Raw genomic sequence first — 25,855 nt, forward strand, 5'->3', positions numbered from 1 at the left:
TATGCAGACAATTGACAAATTCAATTTTGCCGGTAAAAAGGCATTTGTTCGCGTGGACTTCAATGTACCCCTGGACGAAAACTTCAACATTACAGATGACACTCGTATGCGTGCAGCTCTTCCTACTTTGAAGAAGATTCTGGCAGACGGCGGAAGCATCATCATTGGCTCTCACCTGGGCCGTCCGAAAGGCGTTGCCGATAAGTTCTCTTTGAAACATATCATCAAGCATCTGTCTGAACTGCTGGGCGTTGAGGTTCAGTTCGCTAACGACTGCATGGGCGAAGAAGCTGCTGTAAAAGCTGCTGCTCTGCAACCGGGAGAAGTGCTGTTGCTCGAAAACCTTCGTTTCTACGCTGAAGAAGAAGGCAAACCAAGAGGTTTGGCAGAAGATGCAACTGACGAAGAAAAAGCTGCTGCTAAGAAAGCTGTAAAAGAAAGCCAGAAAGAATTTACCAAGAAATTGGCTTCTTACGCTGACTGCTACGTAAACGACGCATTCGGTACTGCCCACCGTGCACACGCTTCTACAGCATTGATCGCTAAATATTTCGACGTAAACAACAAGATGTTCGGTTACTTGATGGAGAAAGAAGTGAAAGCTGTTGATAAAGTATTGAACGACATCCAACGTCCGTTCACTGCTATCATGGGTGGTTCTAAAGTTTCTTCTAAAATCGAAATCATCGAAAACCTGTTGAGCAAGGTGGACAACCTGATCATCGCCGGTGGTATGACTTATACATTTACTAAAGCAATGGGGGGTAAAATCGGTATCTCTATCTGTGAGGACGACAAACTTGACCTGGCTTTGGATTTGATAAAGAAAGCTAAAGAAAAAGGTGTAAACCTGGTATTGGCTGTTGACGCTAAGATTGCTGACGCATTCTCTAACGATGCAAATACTAAATTCTGTGCTGTTGACGAAATTCCTGACGGATGGGAAGGTCTTGACATCGGTCCTAAGACTGAAGAAATCTTCGCTAACGTGATCAAAGAATCTAAGACTATTCTTTGGAACGGTCCTACAGGCGTATTCGAATTTGATAACTTCACTCACGGTTCACGTGCAGTAGGTGAAGCAATCGTTGAAGCAACTAAGAAAGGCGCATTCTCACTCGTAGGTGGTGGCGACTCTGTAGCTTGCGTTAACAAGTTCGGTTTGGCTAACGGTGTGTCTTATGTTTCAACTGGTGGTGGCGCATTGCTCGAAGCAATCGAAGGAAAAGTTCTTCCGGGTATCGCTGCTATTCAAGAATAAGATTATTGTTAATTTCACACAAAAATGTTGGTCGGGGCAGTTCTTTGTGAAAAGAGTTGCCCCTATTTATAAAAAAAGAGGTCCTCTTATTTATAAAAACGAGGTATGAAAAGACCGGTACTATTCTTTTGGTTCATCCTTTTCTTCCTTTACTCTTGCCAGAGTAAGAAAGGAGACAGCTCTTTTTTACCTCTAGCCGAACTGCAACCACTTACCTTAGGCATGATGCCTACACTAGACGGACTTCCTTTTCATATAGCCAAAACGCAAGGCATTTACGACTCATTAGGACTGGACTTGACCATTCTTTCATTCAACTCTGCCAACGACCGAAACGCTGCTTTCCAAACCCGGAAAATGGATGGCATGATTACTGATTATCCCAGTGCGGTAGCATTACAAGCTATTCATCATACTGATTTAGCATTCATCCTGAAGAATGACGGTTATTTCTGCTTCATTGTCTCCAAAGAAAGTAATATCAACCAACTGGAACAGCTCAAGGAAAAGAATATCGCTGTATCGCGCAACACAGTTATCGAATATGCCACCGACCAGCTATTAAGCAAAGCCGGAATCAAGCATACGGAAATAAACATGCCGGAAATCGGCCAGCTTCCTCTCCGCCTGCAAATGTTGCAGTACAATCAGATTGACGCCTCTTTCCTGCCCGATCCTGCCGCATCCATCGCCATGAACAATAAACATCGTTCATTGGTAAGTACGCAAGAGCTGGGTATCGATTTCACCGCTACCGCTTTTTCACGAAAAGCACTCAACGAAAAGAGAAAAGAAATCGAGTTACTCATCACAGGATATAACCTGGGAGTAGATTATATAAAAATGCACCCGCAGAAAGAATGGGAACAAGTACTGATAGAAATAGGTGTGCCCGAAAATCTGACAGGGCTCGTTGCCCTCCCCGGTTATCAAAAAGCAAAACGCCCCTCCGCTGAAGCGATAGACAAGGCTATACACTGGTTGAAAGAAAACCACCGAATACCCCAAACCTACTCTGAAAAGAATCTGATTGACACTACGTTTATCCCCACAGTATCAACCATAATCAAATAACAACTGACTCATGCGAAAAACACTACTTAAACTCTTCACTTTTGTATTATGTATAATAGGTATGCAAAATGCCCTTCTTGCACAAGAACAAACGCCACTAAATCAGGTTGTCAACACGCTGAAAGAACGAATTAGCCTCTCCGGATATGCCCAGCTGGGATATACATACGACGATGCAACGAATCCTGACAATACATTCGACATCAAAAGAATCATTTTCATGGCACATGGAAAGATCACCAAACGGTGGACTTGCGACTTTATGTACGACTTCTACAATGGCGGTATGCTACTCGAAGTATATACCGATTATCAGTTTCTCCCCGGACTTACGGCACGTATCGGTGAATTCAAAGTTCCTTATACCATAGAAAACGAATTGTCTCCTACTACAGTAGAACTTATTAATTGCTATTCACAATCTGTCTGCTATCTGGCAGGAGTAAGCGGTAGCGATAAGTGTTACGGAATGACTTCCGGACGGGATATTGGCATGATGCTTCACGGGAAAGTATTTCGAGACTTCCTGCAATATAAAGTGGCCGTAATGAACGGGCAGGGATTGAATACCAAAGACAAAAACAACCAGAAAGATGTGGTCGGCAATTTGATGGTTTATCCTCTGAAATGGTTATCCGTAGGTGGTTCGTTCATCCGCGGAACAGGGCACGCCATAGCCGATTCGGAATATACCGGAATCAAAGCGGGAGAAAATTACGCCAAGAAACGTTGGAGTGCAGGAGGTGTTGTCACTACTCCGACTTTTAATCTGCGTACGGAATATCTTGGCGGAAAAGACCGAAGTGTGACAAGTGAAGGCTTCTATGCAACGGGAAGCCTACGCTTTGCACGGAATTTCGATTTCATCGCTTCGTACGATTATTTCAACCCGAACAAGAGCGCAGATTTCAAACAAAATAACTATATTGCAGGCGTACAATACTGGTTTTATCCCAGATGTCGATTGCAGGCACAATACACCTTTTGTGACAAAAAAGGAGATGGACAGAAAGATTCCAATCTGATACAGGCACAGGTACAGGTGAGGTTTTAATTCAAGTATTGAGTGTCAAGTATTAAGTATTAATCGTAGTAGTTGAAAACAGACTATCATTCATTCCCATAGGGTTATGAATGAAATTATAAATAAGGAATTAGGCACGGATTACGCGGATTACACGGTTTTGGCTGCGCAATCTTTTTGAAGCCGTGTAATCCGCGTAATCCGTGCCTGAATATATTCCTCTTGGAACAAATATTAATCTTATTAATAACAATAGCTAAAAAAACATGGAAAGTAAAATCGCCGAAACCAATGCCCGAATAGACGTGGCCGACGTATTAAGAGGATTGGCAGTAATGGGAATCATCCTCTTGCACAGTATTGAACACTTTAATTTCTATTCTTTTCCGGAAGAAGTCCCTTTTGAATGGATGAAATTTACCGATCAGGCAATCTGGAGAGGATTATTCTTCACATTCAGCAATAAAGCATACGCTGTATTTGCTTTGCTATTCGGTTTCAGTTTCTATATTCAGGACAATAACCAACAACGGAGAGGGAAAGATTTCCGCCTGCGTTTTTTATGGAGATTATTCATCCTGTTCATTATAGGACAATTCAATGCCGCTTTCTTTACCGGTGAAATATTAACCATGTATGCGATTTTAGGAATTATCCTGCCGATATTTTGCCGGATGAGTGACCGTACAGTTGCTATCTTTGCTACTTTATTAATCCTTCAACCTATCGACTGGGCAAAATTGATCTATGCCTTATGCAATCCTGACTATGTGGCAGGTAAAAGTCTGGCAGGCTATTATTTCAGCATCGCTTTCGACGTGCAAAAGCATGGCAACTTCCTTGAAACAGTCCGCATGAATATGTGGGAAGGACAAATGGCTAACATGACCTGGGCATTGGAACACGGACGTATCTTACAAACACCGGGACTATTCCTATTCGGAATGCTGGTTGGTCGCCGCAAATATTTCCTGTATAGCGAACAGAACGAACGCTTGTGGCTAAAAGCATTGGCAATTTCGCTTCTCTGCTTCTTCCCCATCTACGGATTAAATAATATGTTGCCGGAATTCATCGAACGGAGTGCCGTCCTTGTTCCTCTACAATTGATATTAAGTTCATTCAGCAGCCTTAGTTTCATGGTATTACTGGTGACAGGATTACTGTTGACTTTTTACCGTGTGAAAGACCGCAGTTTCTTTATGCGTTTCACCTCTTATGGTAAAATGAGTTTAACGAACTATCTCGGGCAATCTATTTTCGGTTCTCTTTTGTTCTATCATTGGGGATTCGAATTGGGACGATATTTAGGAATCACATATAGTTTCCTTTTTGGCATCCTTTTTGTTCTATTACAAATGGTATTCTGTTCGTGGTGGCTCCGACACCATAAACATGGTCCTTTTGAGGGTCTCTGGAAACGTTTGACTTGGATTGGAAAAAGTAAATAATTAAATAATGATGAACGAAAAAACGATTAATGAACAATACGCATATATACGTACCTTACTTGAAGAGAAAAGACTCAAGGAAGCTTTGATGCAGTTGGAATCTCTGCTGTGGCAGTGTCCTGACTGGGATCTGCGTACCCGCCTGGAACAATTGCAGACTTCCTACAAGTATATGCTGGAATACATGAAACAAGGAGCAAATGACCCTGAACGGTGGAATCTGTATCAGAAAATGGTATCAGACACGTGGGGAATTGCCGACCAATCACGTTTGCTCATATTGGATAACGCTTCATCAAGATACTATCATGAAGTACGACGCACTCCCAAATCGCCAGACTTGTCAAACTATGGTCTTAAAACCATATTGCACATACTGGAGTCTTTTAATGACGACTTGGCAGTCAGCGGATTACTGTCTGACGAAAAGATGGATGAAGTATTAAAGCGGCATGAGGACACGCTCAAGTTTATGTTTATCAGAACATGGACGAATAGTGCATGGACTCCCGAAGACGAGGAAGATGCAAAAGCCATGCTTGCCTCGGAATTACTTCCGGGAGATGACTTATGTTTGTTTGTCAGCGCCCTCACATTAAGCTTGATGGAATGTTTCGACTTACGAAAAATAATGTGGTTGCTTGATGCTTACGAGCATCCCAACGTCAACGTCAGTCAACGGGCATTGGTTGGTGCGATGATTATTTTCCACATTTACAGAAGCCGCCTTACTTTCTATCCGGAACTGATAAAAAGGGTGGATCTCATGGAAGAAATTCCTTCATTCAGAGAAGATGTCGCACGTATTTACCGCCAAATGCTATTATGTCAGGAAACGGAAAAGATTGATAAAAAGATGAGGGAGGAGATTATTCCCGAAATGCTGAAGAATGTTTCCTCCATGAAAAATATGCGGTTCGGCTTTGAAGAAAGCGATGAAGAGAACAACGATATGAATCCGGATTGGGAAGATGCATTCGAGAAATCCGGACTGGGGGATAAATTGCGTGAAATGAACGAATTGCAGTTGGAGGGTGCAGATGTATATATGAGCACTTTTGCGGCATTGAAAAACTATCCGTTCTTCCGCGAGGTACATAACTGGTTTTATCCATTCAGCAAGCAACAGTCTAATGTGCTCAAGGCAATGAAGCAGGCGGGAAATCAGGGAGGCAGTCTACTGGATTTAATTCTTCAATCGGGGTTCTTCAGCAATAGTGATAAGTACTCGCTCTTTTTCACGATCCATCAATTGCCACAGTCACAACAGGATATGATGTTGAGCCAACTGAACGAACAGCAGGTTGCAGAATTGGCGGAGAAATCGAATGTTGAGACGATGAAGAAATTCAATGAACGTCCGGGAACGGTCAGCAACCAATACCTGCACGATTTGTATCGTTTCTTCAAACTTAGTGTGCGTAAGAGTGAATTCAGAGATATTTTTAAAGAGAAGCTCGATCTTCATCATGTCCCTGCACTCGATAATATATTGCACTGGGAAGATGTATTGTTTCCCATTGCCGATTTCTACCTGTCAAAGGAACGTTGGGACGAGGCTATCGAAATTTATGAGGAGTTGGAAACGATTGGCGGATTCGAAGGAGAGAGTGCGGAATATTATCAGAAGTTTGGCTATGCATTGCAAAAAAGGAAGAAATATGCAGAGGCTATTCAGGCTTACCTGAAAGCAGACACGCTGAAACCGGATAATATCTGGAACAATCGCCATCTGGCTATTTGTTATCGGCTGAACAGAAACTATCAGGTAGCAATCACCTACTACAAAAAGGTAGAAGAAGCTGCTCCGGAAGATACCAACGTGACTTTCCATATCGGTAGTTGTCTGGCTGAATTGGGGCAATATGAAGAAGCACTGAATTATTTCTTCAAACTGGATTTCATCGAGAGCAATTGCATCAAGGCATGGCGTGGTATCGGCTGGTGTTCATTCATCAGCCAGAAACATGAACAGGCGATGAAGTATTATGAAAAAATAATAGAACAAAAGCCTCTGGCTATTGACTATATGAATGCAGGACATGTTGCTTGGGTGATGGGAGATATTCAGAAAGCTGCCGTTTTCTATGGAAAAGCCATTACAGCAAGTGGAAACCGGGAACGATTCTTGGAAATGTTCCATAAAGATGAAGAGGCTCTTCTCACACAAGGAATTCGGGAAGAAGATATTCCTCTGATGCTGGATTTATTATAGTTTTCGCATCTTTCAGTTTGGGATATTCAGTAAATGTTCCTGCTTAAAAATACAGAAAAAGGCTGCCTCATTTTCTATTTCGAGGCAGCCTTTTTTGCATTATTGTACTAAGTATATCTTATGTATTTTATGTAATCAATACGTTAATTACACTGATATATTCAGATAGATTCAAGATACTTACTATAGCTTTTTCAACTCTCCGTACAGTTTCTGTATAGGAAGTCCCATAATATTATAGAAACTACCGGAAATTGATTTAACCCCGATATATCCGATCCATTCCTGAACGCCATAAGCTCCTGCCTTATCCATCGGCTGATAACGATCTACGTAATACAGGATTTCATCTTCCGACAAGACATCAAACAAAACTTCGGAGGAAGCGGTAAAGCTTTTTTGCCACTCGGTAGTAGTCAGGCAAACTCCTGTGAAGACCTGATGAGATTTTCCCGAAAGAGTACGAAGCATTTCAACGGCTCCTTCCCTGCCCTCCGGTTTTCCAAGTACTTTCCCATCTAACCAGACTATGGTATCTGCCGTAATCAATAATTCTCCCGGCTTCATCATGGTACGGTAAGCATCTGCCTTTTCACGAGCAATATATTCAGGTATTTCAGCACCCACCAATGTGTCCGGATATGACTCGTCTATATCCGGCAATGTTCTGACTACATAGTCTACTCCCAGTCCTGACATCAGTTCTTTCCGACGGGGAGAATTGGAAGCTAATATAATCCGGTATTTCTTTAAGTTATCAAGCATGATTTTATTTACGATTTGACGATTTACTATTTACGATTGAAAATACTTTTTATTGATGATTGAAAAATGTTTCTGTTGATGATTAAGAGCAATTTCGTTGACGGTCAAAAGTACTGCTATTGACATCACCGGATTAATTTACAAAGATACTCCAATCGTAAATCGTAAATTGTCCAATCGTCTAATCCATTCACCAACCGAAAGCGTCTTCCGCCATCCATAGACCGTGAGCTTTCAGCACCTGCTCCACTACATCACGTCCGCATCCGCGTCCACCGTCTGCATATGAGATATACTTTGCAACGGATTTCACTTCCGGCACGGCATCTTTCGGACAGCATGGCAGTCCGCACTCACGCATCACTTCGATATCCGGTACGTCATCTCCCATATATAAAATTTCATCATCGGTCAATCCGTACTTATCACGAAAAGCACGATAATCGTGTATCTTCACAGCAGAACCCATGTATAAATCCTTCACTCCCAGTCCTTCAAAACGAATACGTACCGCTTCTGTGCGGCCACCGGTGATGATAGCTATGTGAAGTCCTTTTTTCACAGCCAGCTGGATGGCATATCCATCTTTGATATTCACGGTTCGCATCGGTTCACCGGAAGGATGCAAAGGTACAGTGGTCGAACTCAATACTCCGTCCACGTCAAAAGCTAAAGCTTTGATACGGGATAAATCATAGTTGATGGTGCTCATGGATACTTTTGCTCATTAGTTTATATATTTCCTGCAATGCCGGAGAATCTACCAACATGGCAAGATGATTACTCATCACATTCTCATCGTAACGAACAGCGGGTCCGGTCTGTGCATCACGTGGCGCCAATTCGTGTACTTTACGAGCCGTTTCATCTATCAGCGGAAGCATGACATCGAAAGGCAAGTTGTATTTTTCAAGTAAATCGGCTGCTAATGCATACATGTGATTTGTGAAGTTGCAGATAAAAACAGCAGCCAAATGAAGGCTTTTACGTTGCTCGGAAGAAGCTTCGTAGACCTTTTCCGAAAAAGTGGCGGCAACAGCCTTCAACAGCTCCACATCTTCCGGCCTTTTCGCTTCAACAAAGAAAGGCACTTCCTGAAATTTGACTTCACGCTGTTTGCTGAATGTCTGCATCGGATAGAATACTCCGTAACGTTCTGCATGCCCTTCCCAAATGCTCATCGGAATGCTTCCTGCCGTATGCACCAACAAAGACGCCTGCTTTCCTTCTGTTATCTGCGGTAACAAATCTACTAAAGCGGCATCTTTCAACGATACGATATACAATTTTGCATCTTTGGAGACAGCCTGCAAATTTGTAGTATATTCAGCTTCTACTTTCTCGGCTAAGGTACGGGCAGATTCCATGGTCCGGCTATATATCTGTACAATGCGGAAGCCTTTACGATAAAGAGCTTTCGCCAGATTAGTAGCCAAGTTACCTGCACCGATAAACACGATCGGTGTATCTTCTATACTTCTTTTCATTATTCTCTTATCGTTTTGCAAACCAGAATAAAATGATTCCGATGATGAGCAATGTCAATGGTAACAGATATCCGGATAACGAACCTAATAAGGATATTACCAAACCGATATTCATCACTAGCCAAAGGCCAAGCAACACCAGACCAATTGATTTATCGCGTTTGAAAATAAGGAAACAGATCGAAGCGTACAATAACATATTGTCCTTATTCATTACCCAGGGTAGCCCGATGGAAGAAAAATGAATCAACTTATCGATCAGAAAAAGTGCTCCGATTACAATAAAGGTAACAGCGGTAGCCAGATAGGTATCTTTACTATTATTCGCTTTAGCAGCTCCCATGCTTATTTTCCTCCAAACTTATTAATATGAATTTTCTCCCATTGAAGATGTTCCTCATTGAAAGGTTTACGTTCCATCCCTTTATGGCCGATAGCAATGACAGAAAGAATCTGAAGTTGCAAAGGAATATCCAAAATTCCATGGACAAATTCATCGGAAGGCATTCCGGTAGCAGTGAAACGTTCGCGAACCTGCACCCAACAACTTCCCAAGCCAAGATCTTCAGCCTGCAACTGTATCATGATGGAAGCAATGGAAGCGTCTTCAATCCAAACATCGCTGGCCAACGGATCGGCCATTACAACAATCGCCAAAGCTGCGTCGGCAATGAACGAAGAAGCCTGTTCTTTGCAATGAGACAATTCTTTCAATACCTCTTTATCATCAACCACTACAAACTGCCAACTATTACTACGTTTGGAAGAAGGAGACATCAAAGCTGCTTTCATCAATGCAACTACCTGATCTTGTGTCAATTCTTCATCGGTGAACTTCCGCATACTACGACGGTTCTTTATCAATTCACTGAAATTTTCCATATTATTTCCGGTTTCATTTGATTAATGTATGCAAAGATAATGCAAACCGAGCGTAATAGGAAATAAAAGTTTATACTAAATGAAGAATATATCGTATCTTTGCACAGAGAAATAATTTCATTATGAAAAAGCGAATTACACAAGACGATTACGTTAAAGCGAATCGTAAAGCTAGCCGTGAGGCAGAAATTGAGATGTACGGGCACCCTATTTGTCACAAACGAGTGCACCAGTCAAAGAAAGTATATAACCGTAGAAAGATAAAGGCAGCCGATAAAAAGCTGCCTTATTTTTTTGTATTCAGGATAGCGTCACTATATTTAAAGGTATTAAAAAGATAGTTTATCTATACAATCCGTGTTAATTCTCCAGTTGTAGAATCGATAATAAATCCGTAAACTGTCACATCTGAAGGAATCAAAGGATGACGCACGATAAAATCGACTGTTCCCCTCACGGACTTTTCCGTATCTTCGAAGCCATCCAGCCAGGCATGAAAATCAACTCCGCAGAAGCGCATCATGTCAATATAATCCGGATTTATCCCCCGTGCCGTCATCTTTTCAAGCATCGTTTCACTATGCATGTGACAAGCTCCACAATCAGAATGAGCAATCACCATTATCTCCTCCACACCCAGTTCAAAGATAGCTACGAGTAAACTCCGGATCACGCTACCGAAAGGATGGGAAATAACGCCACCTGCATTCTTTATCATTTTTACATCGCCATTCTTAATTCCTAATGCGGCTGGAAGCAAAGCAGTCAGTCGGGTGTCCATACAGGAAAGAATAGCTATTTTCTTATCGGGATATTTGTTGGTAATATACGATTCATATCCCTTGTTCTCAACAAATTCTTTGTTGTAAGCTAATATTTCTTCTATCATAGTTCCGCTTAAATTATAAAGCTCTGTTCGATGGCACAAAGATAAAGAAAATATATAAAAAAGGGATATGTCATCGCGACATATCCCCTCCTAATTTAAAATTTAATCTGTAAGAGTTCTAATACCCATTATTTCCATATTCTTCTGCATTATCAATCTGACTCAAGAAGTTAAAAGAGATCGGACGTAAATAATGCTTGTTTTCATCAAAGTTTTCAGCCGCACGAGGATTACCAACAGTAAGACGTTGTTTGAAAGAATCTTTGTGACGCTTCATCGTCACCCAACGTTGATATTCTCCACATAATTCACGAGCATACTCGTCCATAACATCATTTTGTGTAGCATTACTCAATTTCATGGCATTGTAAGATGTATCATCACGAGCTGCACGCTTTTTCAGTACATTCAGATATTCTGCCGCTTTTCCGCCATTTCCTAATTGCTGGTTAGCTTCAGCAGCAATCAGATATACTTCAGCCATACGCATAATGAATACATCACCTGTCTTACGTTGCAGATTACTACTATATGAATCTTCCGATAGCCAATTAAATTTGTTGAAACCAGGATACATGTTTTTGTCATTAGTGACTTTTATATCCGTTTTACGATATTGTCCGTTATCAAACAAATCATCAATATTGATTACATAATATCTACGTTTCGCTTTTTCCGCATCCGAAAGTTTTTCTTTTGACAAATAGAAACAAATTCTATCATCGTCTTCAGCAACAGGATAAGGGATTACATAAGGATTCTTCACTTCTTGCAACTTGGAAGGATCACCGCTATTTTCTCCTTTAGGCCAAACCTTGGCAGTAAGCCTCGGAGCCCAAGTTCCATCGTAATATGCATAATTCAAGTCACCATATGGATAAATATACTCATTATGAAATTTTGCATCCAACCCATAAGTATTAATCATATTTTGAGTAAGAATTGTAAATGAACTAATGTTATCATTTACACCATGTTTGGTTCCTATTTTCGGTGTAGTACCATCATCCAATGTTTGCTTCTTATTAGTAAATAGGTAGCTACCTCCCGACTGTACGCCGGAGAACTGCACAAAGGCGGTCGTAAAGGTTACCTCCCATCGCTTATCATAATCTGCATCAAAGCAATCCAACAAATACTTGGAGGGTGCCAAAGTACTATTATTTGTACGTCCATACCAATAGTTTTGATTATCCGGTGTTGGATAAATAGTTAAAGTATTTGGTTTTGGATACATATAAGTAAAGTTATTATTACATTGTGTCCCCGCGTTCCAAATCTCCAGATTTGTTGCATCCGGACCGGCAGCAATAAATAAGGCCTCCTTATTATTTCGATTGTTCGCCGGTGCCCAAACATCTTCCACATCATCATAAAGACAACTGCTATATGCTGAAATCATATCTTCTGCCACTTCTTTTGCACGCTGCCAATAAGATACTCCATCCTCTGTCAAACCATATTCACCTCCACCTTGAGCGTAGACACGAGCCAAAAGTCCTAACGCAGTCTTCTTAGTCACACGCGCACGATTATTATCGTAAGGGGTGTCCTCAAGATTGTTGGCTGCAAATTTCAAATCATCAATTATCTGCGTATATAGTTCTTCAATCGAGTTACGCCGCGGAGTCAAAATAGGATCTTGGGATGATTCTTCCAATGTTAATGTTACATTGCCATAATTATTCACTAATATAGAGTAATAGAATGCACGGAGACAACGGGCTTCAGCCACTAAAGTCGTTATATCCTTTTCATTACCGTCAGTTACCAATTCAGCTCTGGTCACTACCGCATTACAATTACCGATCATAGAATAAGCCTGACCAAACAACTTATTTGTCGCATTAGTATTTGTGGCTAAACCATCATAATAAATCACCTGTTTGGCATAATCAGGATTACCTGCAGGAGTTATCCAACAGTCCGTTCCGCCTTCAGCAACGGATAAGAAATCATACACACTGAATAACTGCCCATAAAGTGATGAATAACAGTAAGATTGTAATCCTTTGAGCCCATCAAAAGTAGCAAGAATTTCATCCCCTGTTTTTTGACTTGGATTATACTCATCAAGCGAGCAGGCAGACATTGAAGCCACAGCGAATGTAAGCGCTGCTATTTTATAGATTGTTCTTTTCATTTCAATACTTTTTTTAGTGAAAACTAGAATGTAACATTTACACCAAATACAAATTGTTTGGTCAATGGGTACTTCAGAGAGCCATTCATTTCAGGATCATAGTCTTTCAGCAAATGGCTTTTTGCAAATACAAACGGATTTGTAATTGTAGCATAGAAACGACATTTCTCTATACCGGCTGATTTTAATATGGATTTCGGCAAGCTATATCCCAAGGTTATGTTCTTAATCTTTATAAATGAACCGTCTACATAACGTAGTCCATAATATCCTGTATATTGTTCAAGCCCTTTATTAGCATTGGCAGCAGGAAAATCATTTGATGGATTGTTTTCCGTCCAATAATTGAAATATGTTGGGAAGTTACGTATACCCTTCGGGTCATAAGATGTCAGCATATCATAGGCAAACATCTGTCCGTAGCGTGCATACACGAATATACTTAAATCAAAGTCCTTCCAAGTGAAATTATTCTGAAAACCTAAAGACCAATCCGGAGAATTGTGACCCAAGATTTGATAATCCGCATCACTTGGAGTATATTTATTATCAGATGTATAATAAATAACATTACCATTTGCATCTACGGCAGCACGCCCCGTTTCCTCATCAATCTTATAGAATCTGCCATCTGCCTCCTTTACCAAATTAGGTATATTGATTTTCAAATCACCAGGTGCAGCCCCAAATACTGCCGCATCAGTCTCTTCCCCCTTTTGCCATACACCGTCCAACTTATAATGATAATAAGAATTAATAGCTTCTCCCAATGCCAATGCATATCCAGTGTCACCATTATTAAGCACATCAGAATCTCCACCGGACAATTTAGTAATTTCTTCCTTATTATGATTGAAAGTCACACTAGAGCTCCAAGTAAAATTCTTTGTTATAATATTGCGTGTATTAAGAGCCAACTCAAAACCTTTATTGCTGGTCTCACACATATTCAAATTTGTGGTATAATTCGCTGTAGTTCCACCATCTGGTGAGAATGCACCGTTTACAACAGGAAGAGCTTTATTCCATATAACATCTTTCGTTTTTGTATTATAATATTCCATACTAACATCAATACGATTATTCAGGAACGCAGCATCAATACCGATATTGGTATTATATGACTTTTCCCACGTAAGCAAGTAGTTTGGAATATTCTGCGAGAACTTATAAATAGGCGTCAAAACACCCCCTAACACCATATTGACAGAAGTAGCATCCAATGACGCAGCAGAAGAGTAAGGATCAATACCTGCCGTACTACCTGTAACACCGTATCCAAAGCGAATTTTCAGATTACTCAACCAATTTGTCGTACTCTCCATAAATTTCTCGTCAGAAATTCTCCAACCCAAAGAAAAAGCCGGGAAGGTATCCCATTTATTACCTTCTGCCAGTCTGGAAGATCCGTCATGACGAACAGATGCAGAGAGCAAATACCTGCCCAAATATGAGTAATTCAAACGACCGACATATCCCATTCCTTTAGACATGCTATATGAAGTACTTCCCGAAGTTGCAGAATTACCGTCAAGAATATTATGCCATAAGAATTTATTATCAGAAACACCTTTCTGATACAAAGTAGTGACATCACTACGATTATGATTCCAAGACGTAACCGCGGTAAGAGTTATATCATGTACTTTCTTAATTTGGAAATTGTAGGTAAGTATATTCTCCCATTTATAGTTATACGAACGGCTGTCTTTTACCTGTGCCTTAATGCCATCTGCCGTTTGATTTGCTTTATACCATTGAACAGATCCCTCTCCGGTAAAAGTATTGCTACGTGAATATCCCAAACTGGCACCGGCACGAGTAATAAAAGTCAATCCTTTAAGAGGAGTGATTTCCAAATAAGGATTAAAATATACTTTGAGGTTTTGGGCCTGATTGCGATACAAACTTTTATCCTCATTCAAAAGATAATTATATACTGTAGATGAAGGGTCGGCAACTGGTTGAGGGTTTATACTCCCATCTTCATTATACAAAGTTCCAAGGGGATTTGATGCCATCAAAGTCTGCAAATCAGAATCAGCTTTATTTTGATGTACATAGGATAACTGCGTATCAATCCCAACCTTCATCCAGTTCTTAATCTTATGGTCTACCCGGATTTTAGATGAATAAAGTTTATAGCTATCTTGTGCAAACTGCCCATCCTCATTAGAAAAATTCAGAGAAAAATAGGCTTTTGTTTTTTCCGTTCCACCGGCCACAGAAACTGAATAATTCTGTGTTACACTAGTTTTCAACAAAGCATCCACCCAGTCTATATATTGTCCATTTTGATGCGCATTCCATTCAGCATCAGTAGTAAACAGATTTTTATCATCTGCAACTGAACTCCAACGTCCATCACCAGCACCAATAGAAGCATCTCTCAATGTTTGTATATAGCTCTCTCCACTACGCATCTCCGGTGTTCTTGACCAGCCGTTTACACCTACATACGCATTAAAATTAACTATAGCTTTACCTTCCTTACCGCCTTTTGTAGTAATTAAAATAACACCATTTGCACCACTCGAACCATAAATAGCCGTTGAGGAAGCATCTTTTAAAACTTCAATACTTTCAATATCATTAGGATTCAATGTAGAATAATCCCCTGGCATACCATCAATTATAAATAAAGGATTTCCAGAATCCTTCTGGAATGACCGGTTACCACGCAGCTGCATCTTTACTCCCGAACCGGCCTGTCCCGATTCACGCGTAATGTCCAATCCTGCTACTTTACCTTGCAAAGCCTGCATCGGATTCGAGCCCGGGTTCATTACGACATCTTCACTTTTTACAGAAGTGATAGCCCCGGTTAAATCGCGTTTCTTCATCGTACCGTAACCTACCACAACAACCTCATCCAATGCCTTTGTATCCGAAACCATTTTCACATTGACCGGTCCATTCCCCGCCACTGTTACAGTTTGTTCTTTATAACCGATATAAGAAATGACCAGCTCTTTTCTTCCCGCTGGAAGATTGATAGAAAAGTTTCCGTCAAAATCAGTAATCGTACCTGTACTTGTTCCTTTCACAACAATAGAAACACCAATCAGTGGCTCCCCGCTTTCATCAACAACAGTTCCTTTCACAGTTTTCGTTTGTGTGACAACTTGCACCATAGTATTAGAGACTCCATCTTCTGCATAAACAGAATATGACAGAGGGGCATACAATAAAGACAGCCCTAAAATCATGGAAGCGCGTCTATGATGATTCTTCCATGCTTCAACAAATGCATTGTATCTCATTCGTTCTAATTTAAAGTTAATATTAATTCTCGTTGTTTTGCAAAAACTATTTGATTATAATCATAATTATGACGAACATAATTTATACACGTACTCACCTTTTATACCATTTTTCTCTTAAAAGATATATTTTTTCCAATAAATTCGCAAAGATAAACAGCACTTTACTTCAAGCATCTCCAACAAATTCTCCGTTTTGTTGTTGAATAAAGAATAAAAAGTGTAAATTTGTACCTAGATGCCACTTAAACTAACGACATATTATCAAGGGAAGGATATTCCTGAATTACCGGGAAAAAACACCTTCCATTCCAAAGAGTTATTTCAGATTTATGAAGCAACTCCCGGGTATACTCCTTTATTAATAGTCGCAACGGAAGACGGCAAACCTGTGGCACGCCTGCTCGCCGCTATCCGCAAAGCTAAAAAGTGGCTTCCTTCCTCTTTAGTGAAACATTGTGTAGTATATAGCGAAGGTGAATTTCTGGACGAATCCCTTTCTGACAATAAAGAGAAAGCAGAAGAAGTCTTTGGGGATATGCTCGAACATCTCACGCAGGAAGCATCGCGCAGCTGTGTCCTGATCGAATTCCGAAACCTGAACAATTCGATGTTCGGCTATCGGGTTTTCAGAGCCAACGATTATTTCCCTGTCAACTGGTTACGGGTACGCAATTCGTTACACAGCATGAAAAAGACGGAAGACCGATTCAGTCCGTCGCGCATCCGGCAGATCAAAAAAGGACTCAAAAATGGAGCCAGAGTAGAGGAAGCACATACAGTGGAAGAAATACACGCCTTCTCACGAATGCTACACAAAGTCTATTCTTCCCGCATACGCAGATATTTTCCTGCCAACGATTTCTTCCGTCACATGAACAGCGTGCTAATTAAAGGAAAACTAGCAAAAATATTCGTTGTTAAATATAAAGAGAAAATCATCGGCGGTTCCGTCTGCATCTATTCGGGAGACGATGCATACCTCTGGTTTTCAGGAGGGATGAGAAAGACGTACGCACTTCAATATCCGGGCGTGCTAGCCGTTTGGAAAGCATTGGAAGATGCACACCAGCGAGGATTCCGCCACATGGAATTTATGGATGTGGGTCTTCCGTTCCGCAGACACGGCTATCGTGATTTTGTTCTCCGCTTCGGAGGAAAACAAAGTAGTACCCGCCGCTGGTTCCGCGTCAACTGGAATTGGCTGAACAAACTCTTAGTCAAATTCTACATCTAAATGTAATCTCAAGATTACAAAACAACTCTTTATGTTCCTTATCCACCATTTTTTCTGCTTTATCACCCAACAATTAAATGCAGAAATATTTCTTTATTAGGTAAGAATTGTCTTTCTTTGTGCTGTTTTATGCCTTATGAGCACAGATTTAAAACCAAATAAAAAAAGTATAGTTATGAAGATTTCACACATTGAACATCTGGGCATTGCTGTAAAAAGCATTGAAGAAGCCCTTCCTTACTACGAAAATGTATTAGGTCTGAAGTGTTACAACATTGAAACAGTGGAAGATCAGAAAGTAAGAACCGCTTTTTTAAAAGTAGGTGAAACCAAAATCGAACTGTTGGAACCGACTTGCCCTGAAAGTACCATTGCCAAATTTATTGAAAACAAAGGTGCAGGTGTTCATCACGTTGCATTTGCTGTAGAAGATGGTGTAGCTAATGCTTTGGCAGAAGCAGAAAGCAAAGAAATCCGCCTTATCGACAAAGCTCCCCGCAAAGGTGCTGAAGGTTTGAATATCGCTTTCCTTCACCCGAAATCAACTCTGGGCGTGTTAACAGAACTCTGCGAACATTAATCATAAACTCTAAAACCAACAAGAACTCATGAGTAATCAACTTGAAAAAATTAAAGAGCTTATTGAACGCCGTGCCGTAGCACGTATCGGAGGCGGTGAAAAAGCAATTGCGAAGCAACATGAAAAAGGGAAATACACAGCACGCGAGCGTCTGGCTATGCTGCTTGATGAGGGTAGCTTCGAAGAAATGGACATGTTCGTTGAGCACAGATGCACGAACTTCGGTATGGATAAAAAACATTATCCGGGCGACGGAGTAGTGACCGGCTGCGGTACGATCGAAGGACGTTTGGTATATGTGTTCGCACAGGACTTTACCGTTTCTGCCGGTTCACTGTCAGAAACAATGTCACTGAAAATCTGTAAAATCATGGATCAGGCAATGAAAATGGGTGCTCCCTGTATCGGTATCAACGACTCGGGTGGTGCACGTATCCAGGAAGGTATCAATGCTTTGGCCGGTTATGCAGAAATCTTCCAACGCAATATCCTTGCTTCCGGTGTTATCCCACAGATTTCCGGTATCTTCGGTCCTTGTGCCGGTGGTGCTGTTTATTCTCCGGCTCTGACCGACTTCACGCTGATGATGGAAGGCACTTCTTATATGTTCCTTACCGGACCAAAAGTTGTGAAAACCGTAACAGGTGAAGATGTTAGCCAAGAAAACCTCGGTGGTGCAAGCGTTCACTCCACAAAATCAGGCGTGACTCACTTCACCGCTAAAACAGAAGAAGAAGGTTTCGAACTGATTCGTAAACTGTTAAGCTTTATTCCTCAAAATAATCTTGAAGAAGCTCCTTATGTAGATTGTACAGACCCAATCGACCGTTTGGAAGATTCTTTGAACGATATCATTCCCGACAGCCCAACTAAACCGTATGATATGTACGAAGTAATCGGCGCTATCGTGGACAACGGTGAATTCCTTGAAATCCAGAAAGATTATGCAAAGAATATCATCATCGGTTTTGCCCGTTTCAACGGCCAGTCAGTAGGTATCGTTGCTAATCAGCCCAAGTATCTGGCTGGTGTGCTCGACAGCAATGCATCTCGCAAGGGTGCACGTTTCGTCCGTTTCTGTGATGCATTCAATATTCCTATCGTATCGTTGGTAGACGTACCGGGATTCCTTCCGGGAACAGGGCAGGAATACAACGGTGTTATCCTTCATGGAGCTAAGCTGTTGTACGCTTACGGTGAAGCTACTGTGCCCAAGGTTACTATCACATTACGTAAATCTTACGGAGGTTCTCACATCGTGATGAGCTGTAAGCAACTTCGCGGTGATATGAACTACGCATGGCCGACTGCCGAAATTGCAGTAATGGGTGGTGCAGGAGCAGTAGAAGTATTGTACGCACGTGAGGCTAAAGATCAGGAAAATCCTGCCCAATTCCTTGCAGAGAAAGAAGCAGAATACACGAAACTGTTTGCCAATCCCTACAATGCAGCAAAATACGGCTACATTGACGATGTGATTGAACCACGCAACACACGTTTCCGCGTGATCCGTGCTTTGCAGCAGTTGCAGACTAAGAAATTGAGTAATCCGGCTAAGAAGCATGGTAATATTCCGTTGTAATCCAACTTTTCACATTAAAACAAGAACGATTATGAACAAAACCAAAATCGGAATATTCCTTTCTTTGCTGTTGCTGATTGGGCTGACTTCTTGTGGAGAGCAAAAGTCAAACAACAAGTTGGTACTGAATGAAATCCTGATAGACAATCAGAGTAATTTTCAGGACGACTACGGGTTGCACAGTGCATGGATCGAAATATTCAATAAATCATTCGGTAGCGCCGACCTGGCAGCTTGTTTGCTGAAAGTAAGTAGCCAACCGGGCGATACAGTTACTTATTTTATCCCGAAAGGTGATATACTGACATTAGTGAAACCACGTCAACATGCTCTGTTCTGGGCAGACGGCGAGCCTAACCGCGGTACTTTCCATACCAGTTTTAAGCTGAATCCGGAGACTGCCAACTGGATTGGCTTGTACGACTCCGGCAGAAAGTTGCTTGACCAGATTGTAGTGCCGGCAGGCGCTCTCGGTCCCGACCAATCATACGCTCGCATAAGCGACGGAGCAATGGAGTGGGAAGTAAAAGGTGGAAGTGGTGACAAATACGTGACTCCGAGCACTAACAATAAGACTCTTGACAGTAATGCCAAAATGGAAAAATTTGAGGAACACGATGCTGAAGGTATTGGAATGTCTATTTCTGCCATGAGCGTAGTATTCTGCGGATTGATTCTTCTCTTTATTGCTTTCAAGATTGTAGGAAAAGTAGCCGTAAATTTGAGCAAACGTAATGCTATGAAATCTAAAGGCATCGACAAACAAGAAGCGAAAGAGCTGTCACAAGCTCCGGGCGAAGTTTACGCTGCCATCTCTATGGCATTACACGAGATGCAGGATGAGGTACACGACGTAGAAGAAACGGTACTCACCATCACTCGTGTAAAACGTAGCTATTCACCATGGAGTTCGAAGATTTACACCTTGCGTGAAACTCCCAAAAAGTAAATCACCCCATAAAAAAATAAAACGATGAAAGAATACAAATATAAGATCAATGGTAACTCTTATAAAGTGACCATCGGAAATATTGAAGATAATATCGCTCATGTAGAAGTGAACGGTACACACTATAAAGTAGAAATGGAGAAACAACCGAAGCCTGCTGCGAAACCAGTAACAGTGCGTCCTATGCCTAATGCTCCTACTGCTCCTACTCAAGTAGTGAAACCAGCTGCTCCGTCTACCGGAAAATCGGGAGTGAAATCTCCGCTGCCGGGCGTTATCCTTGACATCAAAGTAAACGTAGGCGATACTGTAAAGAAAGGCCAGACTATCATTATATTGGAAGCCATGAAGATGGAAAACAATATCAATGCGGATAAAGACGGTAAAATTACTGCCATCAACGTAAACAAAGGTGACTCTGTTCTTGAAGGTAATGACCTCGTAATTATTGAATAATATGGGAGATTTTATAAACTTTTTAGGAAATAACCTCGCCGACTTCTGGACATATACGGGCTTTGCAAATGCTACTGTAGGGCACATCGTTATGATTCTTGTGGGTTTGGGGTTCATCTATTTGGCAGTAGCCAAAGAGTTCGAACCGATGTTGCTGATTCCTATCGGTTTCGGTATATTGATCGGTAATATACCTTTTAATATGGATGCGGGACTGAAAGTCGGTATCTATGAAGAAGGTTCTGTATTGAATATCCTGTATCAGGGAGTGACCTCCGGCTGGTACCCGCCGCTCATCTTCTTAGGCATCGGTGCTATGACGGACTTCTCGGCACTTATCTCCAACCCGAAATTGATGTTGATCGGTGCAGCTGCACAGTTCGGTATCTTCGGTGCATACATGATCGCATTGGAAATGGGTTTCGACCCGATGCAAGCCGGTGCTATCGGTATCATTGGTGGAGCAGACGGTCCGACGGCCATCTTCCTTTCCTCCAAGCTAGCACCTAACCTGATGGGAGCCATTGCGGTGTCCGCCTACTCCTACATGGCGTTGGTTCCGGTGATACAGCCGCCTATTATGCGCCTGCTCACCACCAAAAGTGAACGCGTCATTCGCATGAAACCGCCGCGTGCAGTTTCTCACACAGAGAAGGTGATTTTCCCAATCATCGGTTTGTTGCTGACTTGCTTCCTGGTTCCTTCAGGTCTGCCTTTGCTAGGTATGCTGTTCTTCGGTAACCTATTGAAAGAAAGTGGTGTAACCCGTCGTTTGGCTAATACTGCCAGCGGTCCGTTGATTGATACTATCACTATCCTGTTGGGTCTGACAGTAGGTGCTTCTACGCAAGCTTCCGAATTCCTGACGCTCGACTCTATCAAGATTTTCGCTCTCGGTGCATTGTCATTCATCATTGCAACTGCATCCGGTGTCATCTTTGTTAAGATATTCAATATCTTCCTGAAGAAGGGCAACAAGATTAATCCGTTGATCGGTAACGCAGGTGTATCTGCCGTTCCTGACTCTGCACGTATCTCGCAAGTAATCGGTTTGGAATACGATTCAACCAACTACTTGTTGATGCACGCTATGGGGCCGAACGTTGCCGGAGTGATCGGTTCAGCAGTTGCTGCCGGTATCCTGCTTGGATTCTTGATGTAAGAGACAAATGCCCCTGCCGGATTTCCATTCGGTATGCTTTAAACATATATATATAAAGATCACCCGTGTTACATTCAGTTGCGACACGGGTGTTCTTTATATACAGCCATAGTGTTATCTTCTCTTATCATTCCGTTAATCTATCCAAAACGATCTACGAATAATTCGTAAATAAAATATTTTTAGTAACTTGCAACAAATAAGTCAAACAACTAAAATAAGATTTTATGAAACGGATTATTATTCTGTTCTTCCTTGGTTGCACCATCCCTCTCATGGCACAACACACAGACCATATTCAGGAAGCTATGGCAAACTACGATTACGAGACAGCTCTTTCTCTTATCGCCCAAAAGAAATCAACCCCTCACCTACTCTTACAGAAAGGCAAAGCGTTGCGGGGACTAGGACTCACCACAGAGGCACTATCCACCTACGAAGAAATTATCTCTAACGATACCACCAATGCTCGTGCATTCATTGAAGCAGCCGAATGCTGCCGGGCACTGGCCAAATACAATCAAGCGCTGAAATATTACGAACACGCCCTTGATCTGAATCCGGAGAACAAATATGTACGTATTCAATATATCAGTTTACTCCTGACCCAGCAAAAGTTTCGCGATGCACTTGGCGAAAGTAGTCTAATGACGGAAAAAGACAGTTCTGCTATTGTCCTGCATCTGCAAGCTCAAAGTTTTGAAGGGATGGGCGAACTTCTGCCTGCCGCAGGTTGCTATTACAATATTCAGGAGAAATATCCCGACGATTACCTGGCTGCCACCAAACTGGGAGCTTTGAATATATCCGGTTCATATTTCGATGAGGCCATCGAAGCTACAGAAAAATACCGTCAAATTGACAGTACCAATATCTCGGTCAACCGGCAGAATGCCTTGGCATATTGCCTCAAACGAGACTATCCCACTGCCATCCGGCGTTATGAATATCTTGTTAGCCAAGGAGATAGCACCTTCCACACTTGTTATTATCTGGGAATTAGCTATTATGCAGTGGAGAAATATTACGAAGCCCATGATTTTTTGGAAGTCGCCCGTAAATACGATCCCGATAATATCAATCTCCTTTATTATCTCGGCCGGGTGTGTTCTAAAACTTCCTGGAAAAAAGAAGGCGTAAACTATCTGGAAAAAGCAATTGAATTATCCATACCTAAAGATAGCAGCATGACCAGACTCTATATTGGAATGACCGACTGCTACAAGATGGCACAAATGCATAAAGAACAGATCGAATCCATCAAAGAACGTTACCAACAGTATGACAAACAAAACCACAAACTATTGTATGACATGGCCTATATATACTTCTATGCCCTGAAAGACAAGAAAAACACCGAGCGCTGCCTGGAAGCATTTCTAAAAACACGTCCTAAAGACAGCGAGAAAGAGGAGCCGGAAATAAATGAGGAAGGCGAACTTATCCTGGGAAAATCTAATTATTATAATGCTGCTGCCAACTGGCTGAAAGTTCTTCGAGACAAACAGAAAGTAGAAGAATTCTTTCAAAACGGACACTCAACATCCATGAAAAATGAACAGAACAATAAATAAGTATGGCTCTGCTCTGCAATGATATTCGCTAGGACAATATTTAAGTTAACAAAAAAGGCTGTCCTGGGTTAACCGGGAGCAGCCTTTCTTTTATTTATGGAATAATCCGAGGATTACTGTGCCAATTTGTTATCAGAACCGAGCACGTTAAGAATTTTGTGCTTGTACAGTTTTTCCATGTTGTCACGAGCCGGACCAAGATACTTACGTGGGTCGAATTCAGCTGGTTTTTCAACGAAAGTCTTACGGATAGCAGCAGTCATAGCCAGACGTGAGTCAGAGTCGATGTTGATTTTGCAGACAGCAGACTTAGCAGCCTTACGCAACCATTCTTCCGGAATACCGATAGCAGCTTTCAGTGCACCACCGTATTTGTTGATAGTTTCCACTTCTTCTTGAGGAACTGAAGATGATCCGTGAAGAACGATAGGGAATCCCGGAAGTTTTTCCATTACAGCATCCAATACTTCGAAAGCCAATGGAGGAGGAACCATTACACCTGTAACCGGGTCGATGTGGCATTGTTCCGGAGTAAACTTGTAAGCACCGTGAGAAGTACCGATTGAGATAGCCAAAGAGTCGCAACCAGTGCGAGTAGCGAAGTCGATTACTTCTTCAGGGTCAGTATATGTGTGGTGGTCAGCAGAAACTTCATCTTCTACACCAGCCAATACGCCAAGTTCACCTTCTACAGTTACGTCGAACTGGTGAGCGTACTCAACAACTTTCTTAGTCAATGCAACGTTTTCTTCGTAAGGAAGATGAGAACCGTCGATCATCACTGAAGAGAAACCTGAATCGATACAAGATTTGCAAGTTTCGAATGTATCTCCGTGGTCAAGATGAAGAACGATTTCCGGATGTGCGCAGCCTAATTCTTTAGCATATTCTACAGCACCCTGTGCCATGTAACGCAACAAAGTAGCGTTAGCATACTGACGAGCACCTTTAGAAACCTGAAGAATCACAGGAGATTTAGTTTCAACAGCAGCCTTGATGATAGCCTGCATCTGTTCCATATTGTTGAAGTTGAATGCTGGGATAGCATATCCACCTTTGATAGCCTTAGCAAACATTTCTTTTGTGTTTACCAATCCTAAATCTTTGTAATTTACCATTTTGTTTAAAGTTTATTGTTAGTGAATAAAAATTCTACGCAAAAGTAAGCATTATCCATCGAATAACGAACATTGGAAAGAAAAATATAGTAGAAAAAGGTTTAAATCAGACACCAAAAATTAGCAGGAATACGAGTGTGACATTAGATTGTAATGTCTACCTTGCAAATAAACGGATAAAAGACAGTAAAGTGCATTTCTGCATTCTATCCATCATTCATCAATATGAGTTATGCTATTCGTATATGAATAATGCGAATCATATTAATATAGATATATTATAGGTACGGATTGCCTAAATTTAGAAAGCAGAGCATCTTTATCGAAGTTTTTTCCATAAAACCTTTTTCTATTTCACAGAAAAGCATTATCTTTGCGCTCTGAAAATGACCATTACACTATTTCTTACCAAAATAGTAACAGAATATAAATTAAAAAAACAGATACTGAAATGAAAAAAGGCCTTCATCCAGAATCATACCGTCCGGTAGTATTTAAAGATATGTCAAATGGTGACATGTTTTTGTCTAAGTCAACTGTAGCAACTAAAGAAACCATCGAATTCGAAGGTGAAACTTATCCGTTGCTGAAGATTGAAATCTCAAACACTTCTCACCCGTTCTATACAGGTAAATCTACATTGGTGGATACTGCAGGTCGTGTTGATAAGTTCATGAGCCGTTACGGTGACCGTAAGAAGAAATAATTCGATCTTTCGTGAAAGATGAAAAAAGAGGAGATTC

23 protein-coding genes are annotated in these 25,855 nt (G+C 41.3%); 14 read left to right on the top strand and 9 right to left on the bottom strand.

The features are described from left to right. The first annotated feature begins 1 nt into the window (after position 1). The 5 genes from pgk to AB3G73_RS09470 all read left to right on the top strand — a co-directional run bounded on the left by pgk (position 2) and on the right by AB3G73_RS09470 (position 7,025). Positions 2-1,261 carry a phosphoglycerate kinase gene (pgk, locus tag AB3G73_RS09450; RefSeq protein ID WP_148364699.1) on the top strand — a complete coding sequence of 420 codons (1,260 nt, stop codon included), beginning with the start codon at positions 2-4 and terminating at the stop codon, positions 1,259-1,261. Positions 1,262-1,366: 105 nt separating this feature from the next. Then, the gene (locus tag AB3G73_RS09455) at positions 1,367-2,335 is read left to right on the top strand and encodes an ABC transporter substrate-binding protein (protein ID WP_259023260.1); all 969 of its coding nucleotides are present in this window, start codon (positions 1,367-1,369) and stop codon (positions 2,333-2,335) included. Positions 2,336-2,396: 61 nt separating this feature from the next. Next, the gene (locus tag AB3G73_RS09460) at positions 2,397-3,389 is read left to right on the top strand and encodes a porin (RefSeq protein WP_367744640.1); all 993 of its coding nucleotides are present in this window, start codon (positions 2,397-2,399) and stop codon (positions 3,387-3,389) included. A gap of 236 nt (positions 3,390-3,625) precedes the next feature. Beyond that, the gene (locus tag AB3G73_RS09465) at positions 3,626-4,810 is read left to right on the top strand and encodes a DUF418 domain-containing protein (RefSeq protein WP_148364696.1); all 1,185 of its coding nucleotides are present in this window, start codon (positions 3,626-3,628) and stop codon (positions 4,808-4,810) included. A 7-nt stretch (positions 4,811-4,817) separates the two neighbouring features. Continuing rightward, complete coding sequence (locus tag AB3G73_RS09470; protein ID WP_195649548.1) at positions 4,818-7,025, top strand: tetratricopeptide repeat protein; 2,208 nt, start codon at positions 4,818-4,820, stop codon at positions 7,023-7,025. A 183-nt stretch (positions 7,026-7,208) separates the two neighbouring features. On the opposite strand, the gene AB3G73_RS09475 is transcribed toward AB3G73_RS09470, so the two are convergent. The 5 genes from AB3G73_RS09475 to AB3G73_RS09495 all read right to left on the bottom strand — a co-directional run bounded on the left by AB3G73_RS09475 (position 7,209) and on the right by AB3G73_RS09495 (position 10,159). Then, a complete protein-coding gene (locus AB3G73_RS09475) occupies positions 7,209-7,790 on the bottom strand; it encodes a Maf-like protein (RefSeq protein WP_148364695.1) in 582 nt (193 codons plus the stop codon). A 190-nt stretch (positions 7,791-7,980) separates the two neighbouring features. Further along, entirely contained in the window at positions 7,981-8,502 is a 522-nt protein-coding gene (locus AB3G73_RS09480; RefSeq protein ID WP_148364694.1) for an HAD family hydrolase, read from the bottom strand. Then, positions 8,483-9,277, bottom strand: a complete 795-nt coding sequence (locus tag AB3G73_RS09485; RefSeq protein WP_367744642.1) for a Rossmann-like and DUF2520 domain-containing protein — start codon at positions 9,275-9,277, stop codon at positions 8,483-8,485. The genes AB3G73_RS09480 and AB3G73_RS09485 overlap by 20 nt, the downstream gene beginning before the upstream one ends. A 7-nt stretch (positions 9,278-9,284) precedes the next feature. After that, positions 9,285-9,620 carry a hypothetical protein gene (locus tag AB3G73_RS09490; RefSeq protein ID WP_148364692.1) on the bottom strand — a complete coding sequence of 112 codons (336 nt, stop codon included), beginning with the start codon at positions 9,618-9,620 and terminating at the stop codon, positions 9,285-9,287. A 2-nt stretch (positions 9,621-9,622) separates the two neighbouring features. Then, entirely contained in the window at positions 9,623-10,159 is a 537-nt protein-coding gene (locus AB3G73_RS09495) for a nitroreductase family protein (protein WP_004327009.1), read from the bottom strand. A gap of 122 nt (positions 10,160-10,281) precedes the next feature. On the opposite strand from AB3G73_RS09495, the gene AB3G73_RS09500 reads away from it, so the two are divergent. Next, on the top strand, positions 10,282-10,500 hold the full coding sequence (locus tag AB3G73_RS09500) for a hypothetical protein (protein ID WP_367744644.1): 219 nt from the start codon (positions 10,282-10,284) through the stop codon (positions 10,498-10,500). Between the two features lie 5 nt (positions 10,501-10,505). On the opposite strand, the gene AB3G73_RS09505 is transcribed toward AB3G73_RS09500, so the two are convergent. The 3 genes from AB3G73_RS09505 to AB3G73_RS09515 all read right to left on the bottom strand — a co-directional run bounded on the left by AB3G73_RS09505 (position 10,506) and on the right by AB3G73_RS09515 (position 16,454). Beyond that, positions 10,506-11,048, bottom strand: a complete 543-nt coding sequence (locus AB3G73_RS09505; protein ID WP_148364690.1) for a carbonic anhydrase — start codon at positions 11,046-11,048, stop codon at positions 10,506-10,508. A gap of 118 nt (positions 11,049-11,166) precedes the next feature. Further along, positions 11,167-13,191 carry a RagB/SusD family nutrient uptake outer membrane protein gene (locus AB3G73_RS09510; protein ID WP_367744646.1) on the bottom strand — a complete coding sequence of 675 codons (2,025 nt, stop codon included), beginning with the start codon at positions 13,189-13,191 and terminating at the stop codon, positions 11,167-11,169. A 23-nt stretch (positions 13,192-13,214) separates the two neighbouring features. Beyond that, positions 13,215-16,454: a TonB-dependent receptor gene (locus AB3G73_RS09515; protein WP_148364688.1), complete on the bottom strand. Its 3,240-nt coding sequence runs from the start codon at positions 16,452-16,454 to the stop codon at positions 13,215-13,217. A 238-nt stretch (positions 16,455-16,692) separates the two neighbouring features. Between AB3G73_RS09515 and AB3G73_RS09520 the strand changes: the two genes are divergently transcribed. From AB3G73_RS09520 to AB3G73_RS09550, 7 genes are all read left to right on the top strand, one after another. Further along, positions 16,693-17,691, top strand: a complete 999-nt coding sequence (locus AB3G73_RS09520; protein WP_148364687.1) for a GNAT family N-acetyltransferase — start codon at positions 16,693-16,695, stop codon at positions 17,689-17,691. A gap of 175 nt (positions 17,692-17,866) precedes the next feature. Then, on the top strand, positions 17,867-18,271 hold the full coding sequence (gene mce / locus AB3G73_RS09525; RefSeq protein ID WP_002561104.1) for a methylmalonyl-CoA epimerase: 405 nt from the start codon (positions 17,867-17,869) through the stop codon (positions 18,269-18,271). 28 nt (positions 18,272-18,299) lie between these two features. After that, the gene (locus AB3G73_RS09530; RefSeq protein WP_148364686.1) at positions 18,300-19,853 is read left to right on the top strand and encodes an acyl-CoA carboxylase subunit beta; all 1,554 of its coding nucleotides are present in this window, start codon (positions 18,300-18,302) and stop codon (positions 19,851-19,853) included. Positions 19,854-19,884: 31 nt separating this feature from the next. Next, on the top strand, positions 19,885-20,802 hold the full coding sequence (locus AB3G73_RS09535; RefSeq protein ID WP_195649552.1) for an OadG family transporter subunit: 918 nt from the start codon (positions 19,885-19,887) through the stop codon (positions 20,800-20,802). A gap of 24 nt (positions 20,803-20,826) precedes the next feature. After that, positions 20,827-21,258, top strand: a complete 432-nt coding sequence (locus AB3G73_RS09540) for a biotin/lipoyl-containing protein (RefSeq protein ID WP_148364684.1) — start codon at positions 20,827-20,829, stop codon at positions 21,256-21,258. Position 21,259: 1 nt separating this feature from the next. After that, positions 21,260-22,420, top strand: coding sequence for a sodium ion-translocating decarboxylase subunit beta (locus tag AB3G73_RS09545; RefSeq protein ID WP_117937399.1), 1,161 nt, complete (start codon positions 21,260-21,262; stop codon positions 22,418-22,420). Positions 22,421-22,647: 227 nt separating this feature from the next. Continuing rightward, the gene (locus AB3G73_RS09550; protein WP_367744650.1) at positions 22,648-23,994 is read left to right on the top strand and encodes a hypothetical protein; all 1,347 of its coding nucleotides are present in this window, start codon (positions 22,648-22,650) and stop codon (positions 23,992-23,994) included. A 113-nt stretch (positions 23,995-24,107) separates the two neighbouring features. On the opposite strand, the gene AB3G73_RS09555 is transcribed toward AB3G73_RS09550, so the two are convergent. Continuing rightward, positions 24,108-25,112, bottom strand: a complete 1,005-nt coding sequence (locus tag AB3G73_RS09555) for a class II fructose-bisphosphate aldolase (RefSeq protein ID WP_195649554.1) — start codon at positions 25,110-25,112, stop codon at positions 24,108-24,110. Between the two features lie 451 nt (positions 25,113-25,563). On the opposite strand from AB3G73_RS09555, the gene AB3G73_RS09560 reads away from it, so the two are divergent. Continuing rightward, complete coding sequence (locus AB3G73_RS09560) at positions 25,564-25,818, top strand: type B 50S ribosomal protein L31 (protein WP_005678397.1); 255 nt, start codon at positions 25,564-25,566, stop codon at positions 25,816-25,818. Positions 25,819-25,855 lie beyond the last annotated feature (37 nt).

The organism is Bacteroides sp. L008 (genome assembly GCF_040812255.1).
In the GTDB taxonomy this organism is placed as follows: domain Bacteria; phylum Bacteroidota; class Bacteroidia; order Bacteroidales; family Bacteroidaceae; genus Bacteroides; species Bacteroides vicugnae.